This window comes from Pseudoduganella albidiflava (assembly GCF_004322755.1).
Lineage (GTDB): Bacteria > Pseudomonadota > Gammaproteobacteria > Burkholderiales > Burkholderiaceae_D > Rugamonas > Rugamonas albidiflava.
In genome coordinates, this window is sequence record NZ_CP036401.1 from 6,891,740 (window position 1) to 6,911,175 (window position 19,436).

16 protein-coding genes are annotated in these 19,436 nt (G+C 61.7%); 2 read left to right on the forward strand and 14 right to left on the reverse strand.

The window, feature by feature from the left end:
- Nucleotides 1-21: 21 nt before the first annotated feature.
- The 7 genes from atpB to EYF70_RS28670 form a co-directional block, all read right to left on the reverse strand.
- Nucleotides 22-825: a F0F1 ATP synthase subunit A gene (gene atpB / locus EYF70_RS28640; protein ID WP_131148405.1), complete on the reverse strand. Its 804-nt coding sequence runs from the start codon at nt 823-825 to the stop codon at nt 22-24.
- A 69-nt stretch (nt 826-894) separates the two neighbouring features.
- On the reverse strand, nt 895-1,263 hold the full coding sequence (locus tag EYF70_RS28645) for an ATP synthase subunit I (protein WP_131148406.1): 369 nt from the start codon (nt 1,261-1,263) through the stop codon (nt 895-897).
- A 665-nt stretch (nt 1,264-1,928) separates the two neighbouring features.
- Nucleotides 1,929-2,822: a ParB/RepB/Spo0J family partition protein gene (locus EYF70_RS28650; protein WP_131148407.1), complete on the reverse strand. Its 894-nt coding sequence runs from the start codon at nt 2,820-2,822 to the stop codon at nt 1,929-1,931.
- A gap of 101 nt (nt 2,823-2,923) precedes the next feature.
- Complete coding sequence (locus tag EYF70_RS28655; protein ID WP_131148408.1) at nt 2,924-3,694, reverse strand: ParA family protein; 771 nt, start codon at nt 3,692-3,694, stop codon at nt 2,924-2,926.
- Between the two features lie 132 nt (nt 3,695-3,826).
- Nucleotides 3,827-4,498 (reverse strand): 16S rRNA (guanine(527)-N(7))-methyltransferase RsmG, encoded by a 672-nt coding sequence (gene rsmG / locus EYF70_RS28660; RefSeq protein ID WP_131148409.1) that lies wholly within the window; start codon nt 4,496-4,498, stop codon nt 3,827-3,829.
- Nucleotides 4,498-6,426 carry a tRNA uridine-5-carboxymethylaminomethyl(34) synthesis enzyme MnmG gene (mnmG, locus tag EYF70_RS28665; protein WP_131148410.1) on the reverse strand — a complete coding sequence of 643 codons (1,929 nt, stop codon included), beginning with the start codon at nt 6,424-6,426 and terminating at the stop codon, nt 4,498-4,500. The genes rsmG and mnmG overlap by 1 nt, the downstream gene beginning before the upstream one ends.
- A gap of 229 nt (nt 6,427-6,655) precedes the next feature.
- The gene (locus tag EYF70_RS28670; protein WP_131148411.1) at nt 6,656-7,420 is read right to left on the reverse strand and encodes a sulfite exporter TauE/SafE family protein; all 765 of its coding nucleotides are present in this window, start codon (nt 7,418-7,420) and stop codon (nt 6,656-6,658) included.
- A gap of 175 nt (nt 7,421-7,595) precedes the next feature.
- Between EYF70_RS28670 and EYF70_RS28675 the strand changes: the two genes are divergently transcribed.
- Nucleotides 7,596-8,765, forward strand: a complete 1,170-nt coding sequence (locus EYF70_RS28675; RefSeq protein ID WP_131148412.1) for an iron-containing alcohol dehydrogenase — start codon at nt 7,596-7,598, stop codon at nt 8,763-8,765.
- A gap of 143 nt (nt 8,766-8,908) precedes the next feature.
- Here EYF70_RS28675 and EYF70_RS28680 read toward each other — a convergent pair whose 3' ends face one another.
- The 7 genes from EYF70_RS28680 to EYF70_RS28710 form a co-directional block, all read right to left on the reverse strand.
- Nucleotides 8,909-10,969: a 3-hydroxybutyrate oligomer hydrolase family protein gene (locus EYF70_RS28680; RefSeq protein WP_165497811.1), complete on the reverse strand. Its 2,061-nt coding sequence runs from the start codon at nt 10,967-10,969 to the stop codon at nt 8,909-8,911.
- Nucleotides 10,970-11,068: 99 nt separating this feature from the next.
- A complete protein-coding gene (locus EYF70_RS28685; protein ID WP_131148413.1) occupies nt 11,069-12,043 on the reverse strand; it encodes a branched-chain amino acid ABC transporter permease in 975 nt (324 codons plus the stop codon).
- Nucleotides 12,044-12,053: 10 nt separating this feature from the next.
- A complete protein-coding gene (locus tag EYF70_RS28690; RefSeq protein ID WP_131148414.1) occupies nt 12,054-12,938 on the reverse strand; it encodes a branched-chain amino acid ABC transporter permease in 885 nt (294 codons plus the stop codon).
- A gap of 514 nt (nt 12,939-13,452) precedes the next feature.
- Nucleotides 13,453-14,673 (reverse strand): ABC transporter substrate-binding protein, encoded by a 1,221-nt coding sequence (locus EYF70_RS28695; RefSeq protein WP_371861694.1) that lies wholly within the window; start codon nt 14,671-14,673, stop codon nt 13,453-13,455.
- 105 nt (nt 14,674-14,778) lie between these two features.
- Entirely contained in the window at nt 14,779-15,534 is a 756-nt protein-coding gene (locus tag EYF70_RS28700) for an ABC transporter ATP-binding protein (RefSeq protein ID WP_229420608.1), read from the reverse strand.
- Nucleotides 15,534-16,304: an ABC transporter ATP-binding protein gene (locus EYF70_RS28705; protein WP_131148415.1), complete on the reverse strand. Its 771-nt coding sequence runs from the start codon at nt 16,302-16,304 to the stop codon at nt 15,534-15,536. The genes EYF70_RS28700 and EYF70_RS28705 overlap by 1 nt, the downstream gene beginning before the upstream one ends.
- A 282-nt stretch (nt 16,305-16,586) precedes the next feature.
- Nucleotides 16,587-17,696, reverse strand: a complete 1,110-nt coding sequence (locus EYF70_RS28710) for an NAD(P)H-dependent flavin oxidoreductase (protein ID WP_307722093.1) — start codon at nt 17,694-17,696, stop codon at nt 16,587-16,589.
- 788 nt (nt 17,697-18,484) lie between these two features.
- Between EYF70_RS28710 and EYF70_RS28715 the strand changes: the two genes are divergently transcribed.
- Nucleotides 18,485-19,240: a 5'-methylthioadenosine/adenosylhomocysteine nucleosidase gene (locus EYF70_RS28715; RefSeq protein WP_131148416.1), complete on the forward strand. Its 756-nt coding sequence runs from the start codon at nt 18,485-18,487 to the stop codon at nt 19,238-19,240.
- Nucleotides 19,241-19,436: the final 196 nt, after the last annotated feature.

Consider the following 19,436-nt stretch of genomic DNA (forward strand, 5'->3'; position numbering starts at 1 on the left):
CCGGCCCGGCGAGGTGCCAAATTAGTGCTTCTCTACCGCGAGGGCGAGGTACACAACCGTCAGGGCCATGAAGACGAAGGCCTGCAGCGTCACAATCAGGATGTGGAAGATTGCCCATGGACCACCCAGTGCCCACTGTGCCCACCATGGCAGCAGCGCGATCAGGATGAAAATCAGTTCGCCGGCATACATGTTGCCGAACAGTCGCAGCGACAGCGAAATTGGCTTGGCCAGCAGTTCAACCATCTGCAGCAGGAAATTGGCAGGGGCCAGCAGGATCATGCCGACCGGGCCACTGGCGTGGAACGGGGCCGTGAACAGTTCCTTGACCCAGCCGCCGGCGCCCTTGGCCTTGATCGAGAAGCCGATGATGCAGATCAGCACGCCGATCGACATGCCCAGCGTGTGGTTCACGTCGGCGGTCGGCACGACACGCAGGTAGTTCACGCCAACCATCGACAGCAGCATTGGCAGCAGGTCCACCGGCAGGAAGTCCATCGCGTTCAGCAGCCAGACCCAGACGAAGATCGTGATCGCCAGCGGGGCGATAACCTTGCTCTTGGCGTGGAATGCGCCGTTGACGGTGTCGTTGACGATTTCCATCACGAATTCAACGAAATTCTGCAGCTTGCCCGGCACGCCCGCCGTGGCGCGCTTGGCGGCCAGCCAGAACACGAACAGGAACAGGGCGCCCAGGATCGCGGAGATCCAGAACGTGTCCAGGTTGTACGTGCCGTCGGTGTTCTGAAGGTGAGTCAGGTGGTGCTGGATATACTCGGTGGCGTTTGCCGGGCCTGCGTGGCCCCCCGCGTGTTCAGTCGTCATAGTAAAGTTGGTATTGAATTTAGAAACTTTGTCCGCATCCTTCGATTCTCGAAGGGCATCAAACGGCATTTAAACTGCGAGCAATGAGAACCAATAAGCCAGGGTCGTCACCGCGAAACCTAAAATCAGCCAAACCGACGCGGCCGATGGAAACAGCACCAGCACCGCAATGAACAGCACTGCTGTAATGAATAATTTCACCATCTCGGCGCGAAAATGACGCCGGAAGATGGCTTTGGGGTCGCCGTTGGCACGCGTGACGATCAGCGCGTAGACCAGGCTGCCCATCACCGCGATCGCCCCGCCCATGGCGGCGGGCCAGCCTTTTCCCACCCCGGCGAAGAGCGCGACGAGGGCTGAAAAAAGGACGGCGATGGTTAATTGCAGGGCAACGATGCGAAAGACCGGCCGGGCGATACTTGCTGCAGAATCACTCACTTGCCAACCTTCTTAACGTAGCTTTAAGACCCAAAGACACGGGATTATAGGACTGTTACGTGAGCTGCGTCAAACGTGATGCACCTCACGGGAGCAAATCAGGCAACATTGTGACTAATCCGTCAAGCCCCTGCACCGATGTGGTGCAAGCAACTTGGGCATGGCAGACTTAGCCGGGCCTTAAGCCCTGTTTGCCGCCTATTCGCCCCTCTTCGCCGTGTGTTTGCCCCGCTTTGGCCGCTTCTTCCCGCTGTCATACCGTATCTTTTGCGCAACGCTCATGCCTGCCGCGCAACCGCCATCTTACTTCCCAACGCCATATCGGGGCGCTGCAATGGCGAACAATGGCAATACGTTATTCGCGTCGCCGATTTTTTAGAGGTGTTTTTCGAAAAACGCGGAAATGCTAATGGCAGCATTATCACCAGCGTGGTTTGTTTATAGGAAATCCACTGTGGTTTCGTGAATAACTCAGCCATTTGCAATTGCCGAATAACCGTCATCGATTATGTGAATAACTTTCGCTGCCAAATCCCGGGCCGGAAGGCGAGAGAAAGTTACCGGCACCTGGATGCCAGGCCGGCCAGTTTGGGGCGTGCGGCATCGCGCGGGACATGGCTGCGCCGTCCGGAATGCTGTGTCCGCGCCCCGGCCGTCCAGGCAGCTTACTCGCTCGCCGGCTCGCGCAATTTGGCCAGTACGCCTTCCAGGATCTCCAGGTCGGCGAAGTCGATGATCATCTGACCCTTGCCTTTCGCGCCGATGCGGAACGTGACGGGTGTGGCAAAGCGGTCGGACAGTTCTTCTTCCAGGCGCCGGATGTCTCCCGACTTTTCACGCACCCTGGCTTCCGGTGGCGCGTCCTGCTCTTCCTGCGTGCGGGTGACCAGTTTTTCCGTTTCCCGCACCGACAGGCGTTTTGCGATCACGAGGTTGGCCAGCGTGATCTGCGTGGCGGCATCGACCGCCAGCAGGGCGCGGGCGTGGCCCATGTCGATGTCGCCGGCCATCAGCATCGTCTGCACCGGTGCGGCCAGGTTCAGCAGGCGCAGCAGGTTCGATACGGCCGAGCGCGAACGCCCCACGGCGGTGGCCGCCTGCTCATGCGTGAAGGCGAAGTCGGTGATCAGGCGGTGGATGCCCTGTGCTTCCTCCAGCGGGTTCAAGTCTTCGCGCTGGATGTTTTCGATCAGCGCCATGGCCGCGGCGGACGTATCGTCCACTTCGCGCACCAGCACCGGCACGGTGTCGAGGCCGGCGATCAGCGCGGCGCGGAAACGGCGTTCGCCAGCGATGATTTCATACCGGATGTCGCCTTGCGCGCCGCCGAGCGGCCGCACGAGGATCGGCTGCATGATGCCCTGCGCCTTGATCGACGCGGCCAGTTCGTTCAGGCTGCCTTCATCCATCCGCGTACGCGGCTGGTACTTGCCCGGTTGCAATTGGCCGAGCGGCAGTTCGGAGGGATTGCCCGGCTCGACGGGAGCGGGAGAGTCGTCAGCGCCGCCCAGCAGCGCATCGAGGCCGCGACCCAGGCCTTTGAGTTTTTTGGTTGCCATTTGTTTTCCAACGCTTACCCCAACAGCAGAGGCCGGGGTCAGACCCGCCGGGTCTGACCCCAGTTTCTGCACGTGGGTTTTTGTTAAGGGTACCGACCTGCTTACATCGTCTTGATGCGCGCCACCATCTCGGCGCCGAAGGCGATATACGCCTGGGCTCCCTTGGAAGACGGATCGAACGACACCCCTGGCATGCCATACGACGGCGCTTCGGCCAGCCGCACGTTGCGGGGAATGATCGTCTTGAAGACCTTGTCGCCGAAATGCTGTTCGAGCTGGGCCGAGACCTGCTGCGACAGCGTCATGCGCGGGTCGAACATCACGCGCAGCAGGCCGATGATCTTCAGGTCCTGGTTCAGGTTGGCGTGCACCTTCTTGATGGTGTTGACCAGGTCGGACAAGCCTTCCAGCGCGTAATACTCGCACTGCATCGGAATGATCACGCCGTGTGCCGCGCACAAGCCGTTCAGCGTGAGCATCGACAGCGCCGGAGGGCAATCGATCAGGATGAAGTCGTAATCCTGGTCGACCAGCGCCAGCGCATCCTTCAGGCGCTTTTCCCGGTTATCCAGCTCGACCATCTCCACTTCGGCGCCGGCCAGTTCCCGGTTGGCCGGCAGCACGTCGAAGCGGCCGGATTCGGAACGCTGGCGCGCGCTGGCGACATCGGCACTGCCCAGCATGACTTCATAGGTGGATGCGGCCAGGCCGGCCTTGTTGATACCCGCCCCCATCGTCGCATTGCCTTGCGGGTCCAGGTCGACCAGCAATACGCGCTGGTTCAATTTGGCAAGGCCGGCGGAGAGGTTCACCGTCGTGGTCGTCTTGCCCACTCCGCCCTTCTGGTTCGCTACGCAGAATATCTTTGCCATCGGTTTTTTTCTTGTTCGCTTCAGTTCTGGTTTCGATATGGTTTATATCGTTTATATTATTTATACGATTTATACCGTTTATACTATTTATATAATTTATACCGTATAAACTGTTTATACCGTTTATACGATTTATACGGTTTGTTGGTTATTTACCGCCCTGCCGCGTTCGACGAAAACCAGGTGCCGTTCCGCATCCAGTCCCGGCACCCGCAAGGCCTGCAAATCGCCCACTTTCCAGTCGCCCGGCAGCCGCTCGCGCTCGTCCTGCGGTGCGGTGCCTTTCAGTGCGATGAACTTGCCATGTTCCGCCAGCAGGTGATGCGACCACTCGACGAAGTCGGACAGGTCCGCGAAGGCGCGCGACGTGATCACGTCGAACGGTTCCTTGACCGCCAGCTCCTGCACCTTCTTCGTGTACACGGTCACGTTCGCCAGGCCCAATTCCACCTTCACCTGTGTCAGGAAGGCGGTTTTCTTGTGCACCGTATCGATCATCGACACTTTCATGTCCGGCCGTGCGACGGCCAATACGATGCCGGGCAGCCCGCCCCCTGCTCCCACGTCGAGCACGTTCATGGCCCCGGCAAAGGCCGGAACGGCGGCCAGCGAGTCGAGCAGGTGCAGCGTCATCATCTGCATCGGGTCCCGCACGGACGTCAGGTTGTAGACGTGGTTCCATTTGTTCAGCAGGGCCAGGTAGTCGAGCAACTGCTCCTGCTGTGCGGACGACAGGTCCAGGCCCAGCTCGGCAACGCCCTGTGCCAGCACCTGTCCCAGCGCGGTGCGATCGAACCCGGCCATCAGGCAGCCTCGTCTTTCAGTGTGACGAAGCCGCCGAAGCCGGCCTTCTTCAGGTGCACCAGCAGCAGCGAAATCGCCGCCGGTGTTACGCCGGAAATGCGCGACGCCTGTCCCAGCGTTTCAGGACGATGCTTGTTCAACTTTTGCCGCACTTCCACCGACAGGGCGGCGATGTCCAGGTAGTTGAACCCTTCGGGCAGCTTCAGATTTTCGTAATGCTCGTGCCGTTCCACTTCCTTCAGCTGGCGTTCGATATAGCCGGAATACTTCAGCTGGATTTCCACCTGTTCCTGGACGGCCGCGTCCGTTACGCCCGGACCGCCGAGATTGCGGCCGTCCGCGCCCGTCAGCGTCACCAGTGTGTCGTAGTCGACGTTCGGGCGACGCAGCAAGTCCGCCAGCGAGTATTCGCGTTCGATGGCCTGGCCAATCACCCGTTCCGACTCCGCCGCCTCGAGGATGCGAGGATTGACCCACGTTGCTTTCAGGCGTTCGAGTTCCGCGGCAACCGCATCGCGCTTGCGCTCGAAGGCTTCCCACTGCGCATCGCCCACCACGCCCAGCTTGCGGCCGATTTCCGTCAGGCGCATGTCGGCATTGTCTTCGCGCAGCGACAGGCGGTACTCGGCGCGGCTGGTGAACATGCGATACGGCTCTTGCACGCCTTGTGTGACCAGGTCGTCCACCAGCACGCCGAGGTAGGCTTCCGAACGGGCCGGCGTCCAGGCTTCCTTGCCCTGGGTTTGCAGCGCGGCGTTCAGGCCGGCCAGCAAGCCCTGTGCGGCGGCTTCCTCGTAGCCGGTGGTGCCGTTGATCTGTCCGGCAAAGTACAGGCCGGCGATGGCCTTGGTTTCCAGCGATGCCTTCAAGCCGCGCGGGTCGAAGTAGTCATATTCGATCGCATAGCCGGGGCGCAGGATGTGCGCGTTCTCCAGGCCCTTCATCGAACGCACCAGGGCGATCTGCACGTCGAATGGCAGGCTGGTGGAAATGCCGTTCGGGTAGAACTCGTGCGTCGTCAAACCTTCCGGTTCCAGGAAGATCTGGTGCGATTCCTTGGCCGAGAAGCGGTGGATCTTGTCTTCGATCGACGGGCAATAGCGCGGGCCGACGCCTTCGATGACGCCGGTGTACATCGGGCTACGGTCCAGGCCGCCACGGATGATGTCGTGGGTTTGCTGGTTCGTGTGCGTGACCCAGCACGGCAACTGTTTCGGATGCATGGCCGTGTTGCCCATGAACGAAAACACCGGCACCGGATCGAGGTCGCCCGGCTGTTCGGTCATCTGGGAAAAGTCGATGCTGCGGCCATCGATGCGCGGCGGCGTGCCTGTCTTCAGGCGGCCTTGCGGCAGCTTCAGTTCTTTCAGGCGCGCGGACAGCGACAACGCAGGGGGATCGCCAGCACGGCCGGCCGAGTAATTTTGCAAGCCGACGTGGATCTTCCCGTCGAGGAAAGTCCCGGCGGTCAAGACCACGGCGCGCGACTTGAACTTCAAGCCGATCTGCGTCACGGCGCCGACGACACGGTCGCCCTCCACCATCAAGTCGTCCACGGCCTGTTGGAACAGCCACAGGTTAGGCTGGTTTTCCAGGCGCGAGCGGATGGCGGCCTTGTACAGGATGCGGTCAGCCTGGGCCCGCGTGGCACGCACGGCCGGGCCCTTCGACGAGTTCAGAATGCGGAACTGGATACCGGCTTCGTCCGTGGCGATCGCCATCGCGCCACCCAGCGCATCTACCTCCTTGACGAGGTGGCCTTTGCCGATACCGCCAATCGACGGATTGCACGACATTTGGCCAAGCGTTTCGATATTGTGGGTCAACAGCAGGGTCTTCTGACCCATGCGGGCCGACGCCAATGCAGCTTCGGTGCCGGCATGGCCGCCGCCAACGACGATGACGTCGAATTCAGTAGGAAATAACATGGTGGAAAGAGAAGCAGAGGGATGAACCCAGATTATAGAGTTTTTTGCGGACTGCGAATTTTTTAGGCAGAAATATTCCAGGGATGTTTCACGTGGAACGTCGTTTTGTTGAGATGTTTTGGTAAAAAAAAATTGCGATGAATGCGCTCGTTAACGCAATGTTCCACGTGAAACAAAAGCCCGGCAGTGCCGGGCCGTTGCGTTACCGTGCGTGTTCCACGTGGAACAATCACCAGCGCTGCCAGGCATCCCACGATGTCTTCACGATCAAGATCGTCACGACCACGAGGAAAACCCTGCGCACAAAACCGCTGCCGTGGCGCATCGCCAACTTGGTGCCGATCAGCGAACCGGCTACCTGGCAGACGGCCATCATCAGGCCGAGCTGCCACAGCAGGTGCCCGCTATAGCCAAACCACATCAGCGCAGACAAATTGCACGCCACGTTGACGACCTTGGCCACGGCGGACGCACCCAGGAAATCGAACCCGAACAGCCGCACGAACAGGAAGACCAGGAAGCTGCCGGTCCCCGGACCGAAGAAGCCATCATAGAATCCGATACAGGCGCCGATCACAACCGCCAGCAAGCGCTCCTTCAATCCGCTGTGCAGCGGCGCATGGATACTGCCCAGGTCCTTGCGCCGGAACGTATAGACCGCGACGGCGACTAGCACGAAGGGCAACAGCGTGCGCATGAAATCGGCGGGAATCTTGGTGACGGTGTACGCGCCAAAGAACGCGAACAGGAAGGCGGCAAAGGCGGCCGGCGCCGCCGTGGTCCAGGCGATCGACACGCGCCGCGCGTAGTTGACCGCGGCGGCGGCGGTCCCGAAAATGCCCGCCAGTTTGCTGGTACCCAGGAGCGTTGCCGGGGCGGTATTGCCGAAAGTGGAGAACAAGACGGGAATCTGGATCAGCCCTCCCCCGCCCACCACCGCATCCACCAGGCCGGCCGCGAAGGCCGCCACTCCCAACACCGCGATATCCAGCATCCGATCTCCCCTGTTCTTACGCCACCGAAGTCACCCCACCAAACCCGACATTGTACGGAAGAACATTGCCGCCCGCCGGAGCCGCATCGGCTGAGGTATGCTGGTGTGACCGCCAATCACGGAGATGCGGTCAACCATACCGCCCAGCAGGGCGCCGTATCCGGAGCAAAATCTGATGAACGATTTTTCCTTCAGCACCGTGCCGCACATCGTCTCCACCGTCGGGGCCAGCCGCCGCCTCGGTGAATATATCCGGGACCGCTTCCCCGCCACCCGCCGCGCGCTGGTTGTGACCGATGCGGGGTTCCTCGCCACCGGCCTGGCTGCGCTACCGATCGCCAGCCTGGAAAACGCCGGATTCCACGTGAAGACCTACAGCGATGTGATTGCCGATCCACCCGAACACGTCGTGCTCGCGGCCGTCGAGGCAGCGCGCCAGGACGGAACCGATCTCGTCGTCGGCCTCGGTGGTGGCAGCTCCATGGATGTCGCGAAGCTCATCGCGGTCCTGGCCGGCAGCCGCCAGCCGCTGGCGGAGGCGTACGGGATCGGCAACGTGCGCGGTGAGCGATTACCGCTCGTGCAAATCCCGACCACGGCGGGCACCGGCTCGGAAGTCACCAATATCGCGATTGTCACCACCGGCTCCACCACGAAGATGGGCGTGGTCGCCCCGCAGCTGTACGCAGACATGGCGATCCTCGACGCGGAACTGACGCTGGGCTTGCCGCCGCCGGTTACTGCTGCGACCGGCATCGATGCCATGGTGCACGCGATCGAAGCGTACACGAGCCGGCACAAGAAAAATCCCTTGTCCGACATGCTGGCACGTGAAGCACTGCGCCTGCTGTGGGCCAATCTGTTGCCGGCCTGCCAGCCCACCCAAGACCGCACCGCCAGCCTGGCAGCCCGGCAAGCGATGCTGCTCGGAGCGTTGCTGGCGGGCCAGGCATTCGCCAACGCACCCGTCGCCGCGGTACATGCCCTGGCCTACCCGATCGGCGGCATCTTCCACGTCCCGCATGGTTTGTCCAATGCGCTGGTGCTGCCCCATGTCCTGCGCTTCAATGCGCCGGCGGCGGCCAGCCACTATGCCGAGCTGGCCGAGATCATCGCGCCCGACACTCGTGGCACGGCCGAATCCCGGGCGGAGACGTTCGCGGCCGCGATGGCGCAACTGGCCCAACGGACCGGCATCCCCGCCACATTGCGCGAAGTCGGCATTGCCGGGACGGACCTCGACCGCCTCGCCGACGATGCGATGCTGCAGACCCGCCTGCTGGGCAACAACCCCCGCGATGTCACGCGCGACGATGCCCGGGCCATTTACGCGGCGGCGCTGTAGCCGGCGCGGCAGCGGATAGCGTCGGAACGGCCCGGCTACCGAAGGCCCTGTGAGGCCCGCGTGCGGACCGCACGGCACCATAAAAAAGGCGGGCCCGCAGGCCCGCCCTTCCCTCTCCCGCCATGCCGCAGCGCGGCGCGGGATCAATCCGGCACGTTCACCGTCGTGCCGCTGACCGTGATGGCACTGGTGCCCGGCACCGCCGAAATCGGCGGCACGTTAGCCACGGTGATCGGTACGGCATTGCTGGCCCGCGTGACCGTATGCACGACCTGCGAGGGCGGCAGCGCCGTCGCACTGTTCTTCAGGTTGGCGTACACGGCGTCCAGCGCGCGGAACAGATAGACGTGCAGCGGCACGATCACGGTCGGCAACGCGTTCGCGAAATTGTCGAAGTGGTTGGCGTTGGTGACTTCCACGTAGCGCAGCTTGCTCGCCGATCCCTCGACGGCCGCATTCAAGCCCACGTAAGCGCGCGAGGCGTGGTTGACCGGGATCAGCGCATCGGCCCGTCCCGAGACGATCACCGCCGGCTTGCCGCGCAGGTTGCCGGTCGCCTGCACCTCGGTCATGCCGGCACGCACGCGGGCACTCTGCGCCGCCCGGTCACCGGTGAGTGGCGCCCCGGTCACCGCGTCGACGCCGGTCGCCAGCGAGCGCAGGCACAGGAAGCCATCGAGCGACTGGTCTTCGATGCCCGTGGAGCGCGACACGCCCAGGTTGTACAGCTTGGCGCCACCCACCGACTCCTCGTAGATCGGCGTACCCAGGATGCCGTTCTGCGTGGCGAAACTGGAGGCCCGTGTCGCGGCAGGCAAGGCGACCGGCGAGCCCGTGGTGTCCGCCGTGCCCCAGCTGAAACCGCACACATTGTCCGTCACCGAGAACTTGCCGTAGGCATTCACGTACGTGACGGCGACGAGAATGTTCGTCAGCGCGTGCGCGGCCTGCAGCGGTTCCGCGTCCGGTGTCCAGCCATACGCGCGCATCTTCGCCCGTGCATCGGCCTGGCGCGACGCCAGGTCGTTGCCGGTCAACAGCCCTTTCGCCACCAGCGATGCGCAGCGCCCTGCCCCACCGGCGATACATGGCTGGTACAACGCGGCGTAGCTCGAGTAGTCGAGCAGCGGCTTGCCTTGCGCCGTGGCCGTGGTGCCGGCCTGCCGAACGGTGTAGCCATCGGTCCGGTTCGGCTGGATTTGCGGTTCGGTCGCCGCCACCGCATCGATCAGGCCGGTCGTATCCTGTTCGGCGGCCAGCAGGGCCGAGCCGGCACCGTTGGAAATCGATGAAGCGATCGTCAGCGTATTGGCGGGCGTGAAGCGAACCAGGCGGTTGGTATTGTCCTTGGCGACGACACCGTACTTCTCATTGAGCACGTAAAAGGCGAATTCAATGGCTTGCAGCGTGACCCTGCCCCAGTCCTTTTCCGGATTGCGCTGCGAGTGCGCATGCTTGAAGGCGACGCGCCCGGGGAATTGCTGGGCAAATGCGGTGCGCTGCGCATCGCTCAATTCGGGCGCGAAATGGGCATCCTTGCCGGCGGACGTGCGCGACGTCCGCACGCCGTTCAAGCCGTTGACGCTGTCGTCGTCGAACGTGTACAGGCCCGTGCCACTGCCCTTGTCCGCATAGGCGACCGCGCAATTGTTCTTCAGGCCCCACTCGCCGGCGCTGCCGATCGCGCCGTAAATGCCGCGCGAGCCGCTCGAGGTACCGGTAACGATGCAGGGGTTGACGGGATCGAAGCTGTTCGGCACCTGTACCATCAAGGTCACGTTTTGCCGGCCGGAGCCGTCGTCCGTGTACGCGAGGTATTCGGTACCCGCCACCATGCCGCTGCCATTGGTGGCCACACCGGCCGCGTTCACGTTCGGCCCGTACAGCGTGCCATAGCCGCTGTTGGTGGCGATGTCGAGCACGGCCCGGTAATTGGCAAAGATGGCATTGCGGCGCAGTTCGCGCGCGGTGGGATTGGCGGGATCGTTATAGACAGGTGGCGCGGCGGCGGCCAGCCCGGTGGTCCCCAGGCCTGCCGTCAGCAAGTCGTCCGAGGTGCCGTCGTAGCTGGCGGTCGAGATCGCCCCGAGCCAGGCGGGCTTCTGGTTCAGTACTTCCGGATCGTCGTCATCGTCGCTTCCACAGCCACCGAGCAACAGTGCCACGGCCAGGGCAAGCGCGGTTTTCGATGTCGTCATCTGCATGGTTGGTCACCTCTTTCTGGAGTCGTTGTACACAGCTTGTTGGGTAAAACCCCTCTGGAAAAAACAACGCCGGAAAATTCCGGCGTCGTCATCTCTGCTTCACGCTGGTTTTCTTCGGCCCAGCGCCGCCACGATTTCGCCGACGATACCGCGCCGGAACAGCAGCACGCACGCCACGAAGATCAAGCCCGTGACCATGCTGACGGCTTCGCCCAGTGTGTTGAACCATTCGATGCCGGTACCGCTGGCGACTGCCGTGCCGAAGTCGCCCAGCTTGTTTTCCAGCGCGATGATGATCACGGCGCCCAGCAACGGACCGGCCAGCGTGCCCATGCCGCCGACCAGGGTCATCAGGATGACGAGGCCGGACATCGTCCAGTGCACGTCCGTCAGCGTCTCGAAACCCAGTACCACGGTCTTCAGGGCACCGGCCAGGCCGGCCAGTGCGGCGGACAGTACGAACGCCATCAGCTTGTACTTGTCCACGTCGTAGCCCAGCGAGATGGCACGCGGTTCGTTCTCCTTGATCGCTTTCAGCACCTGCCCGAACGGCGAGTGGACGGTCCGTACGATCAGCGCGAACGCCACCACGCAGCAGGCGAGAACGACGAAGTACAGGGTCAGGTCGCTCGACAGGTCGATCGTGCCCAGCAGCCGCCCGCGCGGCACGCCCTGCAGGCCATCTTCGCCGCCCGTGAAATCGGTGTAGCGCAGCGCGAAGAAATACACCATCTGCGCCAGCGCCAGCGTGATCATCGAGAAATAGATGCCGGAGCGGCGGATCGCCAAGCCGCCGATCAGGAAGCCGACCAGTGCCGCGGCGACCACGCCGGCCACGAGGCCAAGCTCGACAGGCATGCCCCAGTTCTTCAAGGCATTCCCCGCAACGTAGCCCGCCGTGCCGAAGAACGCGGCATGGCCGAACGACAGCAGGCCGGTGAAGCCGATCAGCAGGTTGAAGGCGCTGGCGAACAGCGCGAAGCACAGCAATTTCATCAGGAATACCGGGTAGCCGATGAACGGCGCCACCAGTGCCGCCGCCAGCAGCAGGCCGTAGCCGATTGTCTTGTTCATGGTTGTCCTCTCACTTTTCTTTGCCGAACAGGCCGGCGGGACGCACCAGCAGCACGATGACCATCACGAGGAACACCACGGTCGACGAGAATTCCGGATAGAACACCCGTGTCAGGCCCTCGATGACGCCGAGGCCCAGCCCGGTGACGATCGATCCCAGGATCGACCCCATGCCGCCGATCACCACCACGGCGAACACGACAATGATCAGGTTCGAGCCCATCAGCGGCGACACCTGGATGATCGGCGCCGCCAGTACGCCGGCGAAACCGGCCAGCGCCACGCCGAAGCCATACGTCAGCGTGACCATCAGCGGCACGTTGATGCCGAACGCCTCGACCAGTTTCGGGTTTTCCGTGCCGGCGCGCAGGTAGGCGCCCAGCCGAGTTTTCTCGATGACGAACCAGGTGGCGAAGCAGACGATCAGCGACGCCACGACGACCCAGCCGCGGTAGTTCGGCAAGATCATGAAGCCCAGGTCGGTGGCACCCTGCAGCTGTTCCGGCGTGTCGAATGGCTGGCCGGACACGCCGTAGAACGAGCGGAAGATCCCTTCCACGAGCAAGGTGATGCCGAACGTCAGCAGCAAGCCGTACAGGTGGTCCAGCTTGTACAGCCAGCGCAGCATGGTTTTCTCGATGACGACGCCGAGGATGCCGACGATGAACGGCGCGGCGATCAGCATGACCCAATAGCTCACGCCGAGATAGGACATGCCCATCCAGGCCAGGAAGGCGCCCATCATGTACATCGCGCCGTGCGAGAAATTAATGACGTTCAACAGGCCGAAGATGATGGCCAGCCCGAGCGACAGCATCGCGTAGAACGAGCCGTTGACGAGTCCCAGCAGCAGCTGGCTCATCATGGCTGGCAGGGGAACGCCGAAAATTTCCATGCCTTCTTCTCCTCGAAGAGTGATAACAAATAATCGAATGGTGCAGACAGCGATGACGACAGAGATGACAACAGCGATGACGACGGTGATGAAAGACGGCGGATGCGGTAGCAACCAGGGTCGCAACCAGGCGTCGTGGCCTGGACAGCAGCCGGACAGCAGACGCATGACGCGGCGGACGCGGACGCTACGTCGCAGCCGCTGGACACCGGCGCCGGCACAGGCGGCTGTGGGGAACCCGGTACACGGTGCGCAGGGCCGGTAGCCAACCACGGGCAGGCGGCAATCAACAACCACTCAGCAACCACCCAGCGGCCATCAGCCATCAGCCCAATAGTCCAGCAGCCATCAGCCTGTATTGCCGCCCTGCTCCCCGCCAGATCGACCGAATCCACCGCGACGCGCACTGCGACGCCGTTCGCGTCCAGGGCACGTCCAGGGCCGGCGGAGCGAACCGCCGGCCCGTTTCAACGCTCCGGAAAAACCGCTGCGCGCTGCGAACCGCTCTGCCTGCTTACTTCCACAACGAACACTTGGTCTCGGCCTTTTTCATGTAGGCCTGTTCGCCGGGGATGGTGGCCACCACCTTGTAGTAATCCCACGGGTACTTCGATTCCGCCGGTTTTTTCACTTCCATCAGGTACATGTCGTGCACCATGCGGCCGTCCGGGCGGATCACGCCATTCTTCGTGAACATGTCGTTGATCGGGGTTTTCTTCAGGTGCGCCATCACCTTGTCCGAATCGTCGGTGCCCAGTGCCTTCACGGCCTTCAGGTAGTTGGACGCGGCGGAATAGTCGGCCGCCTGCAGCATCGACGGTTCCTTCTTCATCTTCGCGAAGTAGCGCTTCGACCAGGCGCGCGTGTCGGCGTTCAGGTCCCAGTACCAGCCATCCGTCAGGTACATGCCCTGCGTGGTGTTCAGGCCCAGGGAATGGATATCGTTGATGAAGATCAGCAAGCCGGCCAGCTTCATCTTCTTCGAGATACCGAACTCGTTGGCGGCCTTGATCGAGTTGATCGCGTCGCCACCGGCGTTGGCCAGGCCCAGGATCTGCGCCTTCGATGCCTGCGCCTGCAGCAGGAACGACGAGAAGTCGGAGGCCGACAGCGGGTGCTTCACCGAACCCAGTACGCGGCCCCCACCGGTCTTCACGACAGCCGCGGTGTCCGCCTCCAGCGACTGGCCGAAGGCATAATCGGCCGTCATGAAGTACCAGTCCTTGCCACCCTGCTTGACGATCGCGCCGCCCGTGCCACGGGCCAGCGCCACGGTGTCATACGCGTAATGCACCGTGTACGGCGTGCACTCCTCGTTGGTCAGGCGCGATGAACCGGCGCCGATCGAGATGAAAATCTTCTTCTTTTCGGCCGCCACCTTGGCCATCGCCAGGTTGGCGCCGGAATTGGTACCGCCGATCAGCATGTCGACGCCCTGCTGGTCGAACCATTCACGCGCCTTGGAGGCGGCGATGTCCGCCTTGTTCTGGTGGTCGGCGGAGATGAATTCGACTTTCTTGCCGGCGATGACGGTACCGGCATCGGCGATCGCCATCTTGATCGCCTCGGCGCCGCCGGCGCCATCGATGTCCGTGTACAGGCCGGACATGTCGGTGATGAAACCGATCTTGATCGTGTCGCCCGAAACCTGAGCAGACGCGGTACCGGACAGGCCGATGGCGCAGACAGCGGTGGCTGCCATGGCGATTGCGTTACGCTGGATAGTCGATTTCATTGTCGTCTCCTTCACTGGGTGTTATGGGGCCGCCACGGGCGCGGCGGCACACTGATGCCTGATGATTTACGCTGTTATTTGCGCGATTACTTGCGTGATGACTAGCTATACGCCCAGCAGCTCGGTGAGCACCGGCATCTTGGCGTTCAATTCGGATGCGGCAAAGGTCTCGACGATCTGGCCATGTTCCATCACGTAGAAGCGGTCCGCCAGGGGTGCGGCGAAGCGGAAATTCTGCTCCACCATGACGATCGTGTAACCCTTGGATTTCAGCGTGCGGATCATGCGGGCCAGGCCCTGGACGATGACGGGCGCCAGCCCTTCGGAAATTTCATCGAGCAGCAGCAGGCGCGCGCCGGTGCGCAGGATGCGGGCAACGGCCAGCATTTGCTGCTCGCCGCCGGACAGGCGGGTGCCCTGGCTGTTGCGGCGCTCCTTCAGGTTCGGGAACATGTCGTAGATCTCGTCGAGCGACATGCCTTTTTCGCCGGTTTTCAGGGTAGGCGGCAGCAGCAGGTTTTCCTCGGTCGACAGCGACGAGAAAATGCCCCGCTCTTCCGGGCAGTAGCCGACACCGAGGTGGGCGATCCGGTGCGTGGGCATGCTGATCGCTTCCTGCCCGTTGATGCGGATCGATCCCTTGCGCGCGCCCGTCAGGCCCATGATCGCGCGCAGGGTCGTCGTGCGGCCGGCGCCATTGCGGCCCAAAAGCGTGACGACTTCGCCTTGCCGCACCGTGATGTTCACGTTGTGCAGGATGTGCGACTCGCCATACCAGGCTTGCAGGTCGGCGATTTCCAGCGCCGCCTGCGCCGGCTGGCTGGCCGGCATGTGGACGTTCGAGGTGGCCGGCGCGTTCATCAGTGCGCTCCCACCAGTTCGCTTGCTTCCGTGCCCATGTAAGCCTCCATCACCTGGGGATTTTTCGACACCTCGGCGTAGCTGCCTTCGGCCAGCATCGCGCCGCGCTGCAGCACGGAGATCCGGTCGCAGATGCCCGATACCACGCTCATATTGTGTTCCACCATCAAGATGGTGCGGCCGTTCGAGACTTTCTTGATCAGCTCCGTGACCCGGTGCACATCCTCGTGGCCCATGCCTTGGGTCGGTTCGTCGAGCAGCATGAGTTCCGGTTCCATCGCCAGCGTGGTGGCGATCTCCAGCGCGCGCTTGCGGCCGTAGGGCATGTCCGCCGTGATCGTGTCCGCGAACTGGGTGAGATCGACTTCGGCCAGCAGCGCCATGGCCCGGGCGTTCAGCTGATCCAGCGTGCGTTCGCTGCGCCAGAAATGAAACGTGGTGCCCAGCTGGCGCTGCAGGCCGATGCGCACGTTCTGCAACACCGTCAGGTGCGGGAAAACAGCGGAGATCTGGAACGAACGGATCACGCCCATGCGGGCGATTTCCGCCGGCTTGGCGGAAGTGATGTCCTTGCCGTTGAAAAGGATCTGGCCCGAGGTCGGCACCAGGAATTTCGTCAGCAGGTTGAAGCAGGTTGTCTTGCCGGCGCCGTTCGGGCCGATCAAGGCATGAATATGACCACGTTGAACCCGCAGGTTTACGTCATTAACAGCAGTGAAACCCTTGAACTCCTTGGTCAAATTCCTTGTTTCCAAGATGAAGTTTGACATCGCGTCTCCCTGAGGATTCTTTACATACTGCTAAAATTTTTTGTCGATCATACCCAGAACAAATATGCCTAACAATACCGTATAACTACCATAAACTTTTGTCAAACTACTACTGAACCAAATGAGATTTGTGCTTTGCGCAACAAGCCTAAAATCGGCGAATTGCATTCTGCATGGAGACTTTGTTTTTCAACTGCCGCTATCATTGAGCAACTTACTACAACATTTTGCATTTTTTGATGCGCTGCAGCACAACAAAAAAGTCCGATCTGAACATATCAATTAATTAATGGAACGGTGCCCTGCCATTTCAGCCACCAGGGTCTCTACCAGCTTGGCTGCGCACATGCGGCGGGCTCGCGCGACGCCCGTGCCGCACCATAAGGACATCAGTTCGGTATCGCCCCGCTTGGCCGCCTCGAAGCGGATCGGCCCGGTCAAGGCATTTTGTACGGGATACGGCGGTAACTGGTCTTCCACCGCTTCCATCTGTTCCATGAAACGGTTCACCAGACCGCGTGCATAGCGGCCGGAAAACGCCCGCGTCAGGCGGGTCGGCGCGTTGCCGGCAATCTGCAGCCGGTGCTTATAGGCGGGATGGATGCCTGCTTCATCGGTAACCAGGAACGCCGTCCCCATTTGCACTGCGGCGGCACCGAGGTTCAGCCGATCGCGCACGTCCGCCCCGGTCATGATATTGCCCGCTGAAATCACGGGAATCGTGACCTCGGCCACCACCGCCTTCAACAGCGCAAGCGCATCGAGCGTGGCGTCGCGCTGGTCGCCGATGAACGTGCCGCGGTGGCCGCCGGCTTCGGTGCCCGACGCGATCACCGCGTCGGCGCCCACGTTCTGCCAGGCCAGCGCTTCATCCACGCGCGTCGCGGTGCCGATCACATAGATGCCCGCGGCATGCAACTGCTGTACTTGTGCTGCGGAAAGTATGCCGAACGTAAAACTGGCCACGGCCGGCTTCAATTCCAGCAGCACGGCGAACTGGGCGGCAAAGTCTTCGCACCATTTGAACGGCAGCGCCAGCTCGGACCAGCCCAGCGACGACCACACGGGTTTCAGCAATTTCACCGCCCGCGCCACCTCCTCGGCACTGGGATGCGGCGGATCCTGGACGAAAAAGTTCAGCATGAAAGGCTTGTCGGTCAGCTGGCGGGTGTCCGCTACCTGGCGGCGGATCGCATCCGGCGCCAGCAAGGAACACGCCATCGAACCGAGGCCGCCGGCATTCGACACGGCGGCGATCAGCGCGGGTGTCGTGCATCCGCCCGCCATCGGGCCCTGGATGATTGGATGGGGGAACAGCGATTGCAGCGTCATCATGGCTCCATCGTTGGTGGATGAGAGCCTGTGGATAAGCTTATGGATATCCACAGGCACCGTTTGTGCGTAAACCGCGCATCAGCGTGACCGCCTATTTTTGTCCAAAAACCGTTCCTCGGCCATACAAGGTTTACGCGTGCGGTTGTGCAGCCCGTAAACCGTTGATTTCACTGTGCCCGGATGACTTATCCACAGAAAGTGCAAACTGTTAACAACCACTACTAGCTTGTATACATACTTATTCTTGTAAACCGACGCCGCTTCGCGCCGCCGGCGGGACCCCGGCGTGCTGAACGAAATAATTCCGTCCAGCGACATCGCCCCAAAAAAACGTTTTGCAAAAAAAAGCTCGCCAATACGAAGCCAGGACGGCCCCGTACATTGCAGACATGGTTCGACAGGATTCGATCCATGGTCTGGCAGACCATTCAGTCATGGCGAAGACGAGCCGAGACATGTCACTGCTGACTGTTTTTTCTGAATTGCACGGCTTGCCGCCAGGCTGGAGGCCATAAAAAGGCCAAATTTGCAGGTGTCTGTGGATAAGGTGCTGCATATCCACAGGAGCGGATGTGCGTAAACCAAGCGGGAGGGGTCTACGGGATTTTTTGTTCAGAACTCATCCGGCTCGGATACAATCCTTGTCCTAGTGGTTACTGGACACGTAAATAACTGATTTTGTGGATGTTAACAGCGTTATCCACAGTTAAGTCGATGTTTACTATCTACTACCAGCTTAAATATTTATTCTTATTCTTGTAAACCAACGGCGCGAAAGCAGCAGAAGCAGCAGCAAAAGAAGCAGGCAAAGCAACAGAAAAGCGCTGTCCAGTATCCTGGAATCCATGCATATCTTTCAAAGCCACGACAAAAATTCGAGCAAAAACAAGCGCTTGGGAATCATTTCCGCCCTGGCGGAAGAACAGGAAGGCCTGATCCAGGCGATGCAGCACCCTGAACGGCACGTGCACGGCATGCGCGAATACACGGTGGGCAGCTTGTGGAACGTGGAAGCGGTGGCCGTGCTGTCGCGCATCGGCAAGGTGGCTGCGGCGATGACGGCTGCCCTGCTTGTGGAAAGGTTCGGAGTTACCCACATCCTCTTTACCGGCGTGGCCGGCAGCGCCGATGCCAATGTGCGGGTCGGCGATGTGGTCATTGCCGAATCGCTGGTACAGCACGACATGGATGCCGCGCCCCTGTTTCCCCGCTTCGAGGTTCCGCTGACCGGCCTGGCGCACCTGCCCAGCGACCTGGCCATGAGTTCACGGCTGGCTGGCGCGGCCAGTACCTTCCTGGAAGGCGAGAACGGCGCCACGCTGCATCGCGGGCTGATCGGTAGTGGCGACCAGTTCATCAACGACGGCATGCGCCTGGCGGCCCTGAAAAGCGCCTTGCCGGGGCTGTTGGCGGTGGAGATGGAAGGTGCCGCGGTGGCTCAGGTGTGTTTCGAGCTGGGCATTCCGTTCGCCGTGATCCGCACCATCTCGGACAATGCCAACGAAACCGCCGCGACCGATTTCATGGCATTCGTGAAGACCGTGGCTTCCCGCTACGCGTTCGGCATCATCGAAAATTATTGCCGGAACCATGGGGCATGACGAACGCCGGGCCTCCTGATGCCCTGGAACGCTCCAGATGAGGCTGTAGCCGGTTCAGGGCGATGCGGCGCCACGGACACGAATCGCGTCATAAAACGCCGGCAAGGGCCCTCGGAAGCCTTCCTGGGGGCATCCTGCCTGCTTCTGCACCGGCAAGACGAAAAAAATGGCGCCGCAGCGCCATTTTTTGTTTTCA